Source organism: Roseateles sp. P5_B10, from assembly GCF_056400485.1.
In genome coordinates this window covers 1-4038 of record NZ_JBFULE010000483.1, presented here as the reverse complement: position 1 = coordinate 4038, position 4038 = coordinate 1, and the positions used below count along the sequence as shown (strand labels likewise).

The 4038-nt window shown below is 73.2% G+C and carries 1 protein-coding gene; it reads left to right on the top strand.

Translation table 11 applies throughout. From position 1 onward, the window contains the following. On the top strand, positions 1 to 4038 hold a 4038-nt coding region (locus tag AC1DU6_RS22350; protein WP_477859695.1), incomplete at both ends, for a glucoamylase family protein.

Below are 4038 nucleotides of genomic sequence, written 5' to 3'. Positions count from 1 at the left end.
CCACGCGCCCGGCCGCGCCGCGAGGCCATCACCGACGACGAACGCCAGTACCTGCTCAGCGTCGCCCGCGACACCTGGCGCTGGTTCGAACGCTGGGTCACCAAGGACGACAACGATCTGCCGCCCGACAACGTGCAGTTCGACCCCGACATCGCCGTCGCCCACCGCACGTCGCCCACCAATATCGGCCTGTACCTGCTGTCGGCCTGCTGCGCGCGCGAGTTCGGCTGGCTGCATGACGTCGGCCTGGCCGAGCGCATCGGCCGCACGCTGGACACGCTGGACAAGCTGCCCCGCCACCGCGGCCACTTCTACAACTGGATCGACACCCAGCGCCTGGGCGTGCTGGAGCCACCCTACATCTCCAGCGTGGACAGCGGCAACCTCTGCGCCCATCTGCTGGTGGTCGCGGCGGCCTGCGAGGGCTTTGCGCGCGGGGGCGAGGGCATGCCGCCGCCGCCGGCCGTGGCCGAGGCGCTGAACGCCGTCGCCATGCGGGCGCGCGCCCTTGCGCTGGCCCACGACTTCAGCTGGCTCTACGACCCGCAGCGCCACCTGCTGCACATCGGCGCCGTCGCGGCGCAAGGCTCCGAACCCGGTACCGAGCGGCTGGACCAGAACCACTACGACCTGCTCGCCTCTGAAGCTCGGCTGGCCAGCCTGGTGGCCATCGCCAAGGGCGACATCCCGCCGGCGCACTGGGGCGCGCTCGGCCGACCCTTCTTCTCGCGCGGCCGCGTCACCGGATTGAAGAGCTGGTCGGGCTCGATGTTCGAGATGTTGATGCCCTCGCTGGTGCTGGACGAGCCCACCGGCAGCGCGCTGGCGGAAGCCGCTCGCGCGGCCGTCATGGAGCAGATCCGCGCCGGGCGTGCGGCCGGCCTGCCCTGGGGCGTGTCCGAGAGCGCCTATGCCAAGCGCGACCGGAGCCTGGCCTACCAGTACGGCCCGCAGGGCGTGGCCAGCCTGGCACTGCGCGACACGCCGGTGGAAGAGATCGTCATTGCACCGTATGCCAGCCTGATGGCGACCATGGTGATGCCGCGCGCGGCCGTCGCCAATCTGCGCGCGCTGCAGGCCCTGGGGGCTCGCCATGAGGGCGGCTTCATGGAAGCGCTGGACTACACAGTCGGCCGCCAGCCTGAAGCCACCAGCGACGCAACGCAGACGGGGCGTCGCTTCCAGCGCATCGGCACGACGATGGCCCACCACCACGGCATGTCACTCGTCGCGCTGACCGAGGTGCTGTGCGGCGGCGCGCCGCAGCGCTGGGCTGACGCCGAGCCGCGCTTGTGCGCCGTGCGCTGGCTGCTGCACGAGCGCGCGCCGCACAAGGTGGCGCCACTGCGCGAACCGCCGCCGCAGCCCACTCGAAGCGCACCGCGCCGCGCCCGCATCTCGCTGGTCGTGCCCGAGCTGCATGGCCGCGCCCTACCCGCCACCGCCTGGCTGGGCCATGGGCGCCTCAGCGCGATGGTGCGCGAGCATGGCGGCGGCACGCTGGTCTGGGGCGAGCCGGGTTCACTGGTGTTGGTGAGCCGCTGGCGCGACGATCTGCCGCAGGACCTGCTCGGCCACCACCTGCATCTGCGCGACCTGGACCTGCACTGGAACGGCGCGCCCGAGTCCAGCCCCTGGCGATCGCTCACGCTGCGGCCCACGCCCGGCCCGCAGTGGCGCTATGGCTGCCGCCTGCACCCCGCCAGCGCGCAGTTCACGGCCGAGGGCGAGGAGTTGCACGCCCACACCGAGGCCTGGGTGGCCGTCGAGGACGACGTCGAGCTGCGCCGCATCACGCTGCGCAACCTCGCCCACCGGCCGCGCCGCCTGGCGCTGGTATCCAGCTTCGAGCCCGTGCTGGCGCCGGCCAAGGCCGACCTGGCCCACCCGGCTTTCGGCAAGCTCTTCCTGCAGGCACGTTGGGAACCGGGCCAGCAGGCCCTGAACTGGCAGCGCCTGCCGCGCAGTCCCAACGAGGCGCCCCTGCACGCGGTGCATGCGCTGGTGGGCGTGGAGCTCGAGGGCGGCGCGCGGCTGGACCGTGTGCGCGCCGGTGCCGACCGTGCCCATTGGCTGGCCCGCGGCGGCATGCCCGGTCAGCCCGGCGGCGTCATTGCGCATGCCGGCGTGCAAGCGCTGCTGGGCACCGACGTGGCCGGCCTCAACACCGCGTCTGGCATGCTGGACACCGGCAACGACCCGATCTCGCTGCTGCACCTGGTGCTGCAGCTGCCGCCCGGTGCCAGCGTGACGCTGACGCTGGCCACCGCCGCCGCTCGCGAGCCGCAGACGCTCAGCCACTTGCTGGACAAGCTGCGTCAGCCGGCCCTCGTCGAGCGTGCGCTGACGCTGGCCCACACCATGGCCGGCGTGCGCACCCAAGGCGCCAGCCTCGCGCCGGGCGCCTGGCGGGCCGGCCTCACGCTGCAGACCCTGCTGACCTCGCAGGCCGCACGCGAGAACCTGCCCCTGCCCGAGACCGGCTACGAGCGCGATGCGCTGTGGCGCCATGGCATCTCGGGGGACGACCCCATCATCCTGATGCGCGTGGCCGATCCCACCGGCGTCATCATGGTGCGCGAGCTGTGCGCGCTGTTGCAGGCCCAGGGCAGCCCGCTGCCAGTGGACGTCGTCGTGTTGGACGCCGAGCCGCCGTCCTATCTGGCGCCGGTGTCGCGCGCGTTGCGGTCGCTGGCCGAGCAGCAGACCCATGGGCGCTGCCGCGTGCATGTGCTGTCGGACGAGACCGTGGGGCCGGACACGCGCTTTGCCCTCAACATGCTGGCGCGCGTGCGCTGGTTTGCCGATGGCCGGCCGCTGGCCCAGCAGCTCGAGCGCCTGGGCCAGAGCCACGAGCAAGCCGCCAAGGCCCGGCGCGGCGCCGGCGCGACGCTGGTGTCCAGCCTCGCCGCCCCGCCCGGCGCCGAGGCGCCAGACAGCGACTTCGAGGCCGACAGCGGTGCCTGCCGCTTCGAGCTGACCGAGCAAAGCCAGCCGGCGCGGCCGTGGATCAACGTCATCGCCAACGAGAACTTCGGCTGCCAGGTGTCCGAGCGCGGTGCCGGCATGGCCTGGGCCGGCAACAGCCGGCTGCACCAGATCACGCCCTGGTCGAACGACGCGCTGCTGGACTCGCCCGGCGAATGGCTGATCCTGCACTGCCTGTCCAGCGGCAAGGCCTGGCTGCTCGGCCGCGCCAGCCCGCACCAGAGCGTGTCCCACCTGCCGGGAGCTACGGCCATGGCCTTCCAGCTGCCAGGCATGGTGGTGCGCCTGCGCTGGACGGTGGACGCAACAACCGCCGTCAAGCAATGCCAGGTGGAGTTGCACGCGGCGCCCGGCCGCCCGCCACGCCTGCTGCGGCTGCTGGCCGCCGCGCAGTGGCAGCTGGGCATGGACAGTGGTGCGCGCCGCAGTGTCGTGACGCGACTGGAACCGCCCCAGGGTGATGGTCCGCTGCTGGCCCTGGCCACGCAGGCCGATGGGCTCAATGGCTTCGGCGGCCACACGGCCTGGATGGCACTGCGCCCGACCCGCGAGGGCGATGCGACGGCCGACCAGATCAACAGCCTGGCCAGCGATCAGGCCCTGTGGCCCTGGCCCGCGGACGCCGGCTTCACGCCCGACCTGAACCGGCCGCACCCGTGGACGGCCGCCATTGAGGCCAGCGGCGACCGCCGCCTGCTGTTCGACGACGAAGGCCGCCTCGTCATGCCGCACGCGCTGGATGGCCAGGCCGGTGCTGCCACCGACCCGGCTGCCCTGCTCGCGGTGCCGATCCGACTGGAAGCCGGCCACGCCTGGCATGGCACGGTGCTGCTCGGCCATGCGCAGAGCCTGCCCGCGGCCCGCGAGCAGGCCGCCAACGCCTGGGCGGCCGACCCACTGCGCCGGCTGGCCGCCCAGCGCGAGGTCTGGCGGGCCTTGAGCGCGCCCGTTCAGGTGGCCACGCCCGACCCCGCCTTCGACGCGCTGGTGAACCATTGGCTGCCGGCCCAAGTGCTGGGCTGCCGCATCTGGGCGCGCGCCGGCTTCTAC